We start from the raw sequence: 1,139 nt of genomic DNA, 5'->3' as shown, positions 1-1,139 counted from the left end.
CACCGCCCGCACCCTGGTCCGGGATCTGCTGCTCCAGGCCGACCGGCTGGATCCGCGGGCGCGGGCCGACCGGGGGCTGGTCACGCTGCTGCCGGGCGAAGAGGTGACCATCGGGGTGCGCGGCTGGAAGACCCCGGACGCGGAGCGTGCCCGTGCGGCCCTGTACTGCGTGGAGCCCACCCGATGACGGCGACGNNGGCGCGGGAGCTGGGCTGGGCACCGAACCTCACGGCGCGGACGCTGGCCGGTTCGCGCGTGGACGTGGTGGGGCTCGCGGTGTGCCGGCCGGCCCGGATGCTCGGGCTCGAACCCTGGTACATGGAGTTCGTCTCGGGCGTGGAGAGCGTCCTGGCCGAGCACTCCTGCTCCCTGCTGCTGAGACTCGTACGGAATCTGGACGAGGAGATCGGGGTCCAGGAGTCGTGGTGGCGGGGGCGGCAGATCGGCGGGTCGATCCTCGTCGACTTCCGGGCCGACGATCCCCGGGCCGGCCTGGTGGAGCGGCTCGGGCTGCCGGTGGTCGCGGTGGGACATCCCTCGCTGACCGGCGGGCTCACCTCGGTGTGGACCGACGACGCGACGGCCGTGACGGAGGCGGTGCGGTATCTGGCCGCGCTGGGGCACCGGCGGATCGCCCGGGTGGGCGGGGCGGCGGCTCTCGGGCACACGGCGATCCGGACGGCGGCGTTCGACGAGGCGGCGGGGGCGCTGGCGCTGGCCGGGGCGTGGCAGGTGGCGACGGACTTCTCCGGGGACGCGGGGGCGCGGGCGACACGCTCCTTGCTGACGGCCGCGCCGCCGGACCGGCCGACGGCGATCGTGTACGACAACGACGTCATGGCGGTGGCGGGGTTGTCGGTGGCGGCGGAGATGGGGCTGCGGGTGCCGGAGGAGGTGTCGCTGCTGGCCTGGGACGACTCGCAGCTGTGCCGGCTGACGCATCCGACGCTGTCCGCGATGAGTCATGACGTGCACGGGTTCGGGGCGGAGGTGGCTCGGACGTTGTTCTCGGTGATCACCGGGGGTGAGGGCGGGACGCATCCTGTGCCTACGCCTGTTCTGGTGCCTCGGGGGTCCACTGCGCCGCCTCGGTGAGCGCCGTACGGGGGTGCGGGTCCGATGTGGCTGGTCGCGCAGTT

At 74.1% G+C, this 1,139-nt stretch carries 1 protein-coding gene and 1 pseudogene; both read left to right on the top strand.

Annotated features, from left to right (window positions below):
• Positions 1-187 (top strand): hypothetical protein (locus CCL05_RS39065; protein ID WP_143590020.1); only part of this gene is annotated, 187 nt, incomplete at its 5' end.
• An 11-nt stretch (positions 188-198) separates the two neighbouring features.
• Positions 199-1,095 (top strand): annotated as a pseudogene (locus tag CCL05_RS39060) (LacI family DNA-binding transcriptional regulator); the annotation flags it as partial.
• Positions 1,096-1,139 lie beyond the last annotated feature (44 nt).

This window comes from Streptomyces africanus, assembly GCF_002150735.1.
Taxonomy (GTDB): Bacteria; Actinomycetota; Actinomycetes; order Streptomycetales; family Streptomycetaceae; genus Streptomyces; species Streptomyces africanus.
Note: the sequence above shows the minus strand (reverse complement) of the source record. Positions and strands in the feature narration are given on the sequence as shown.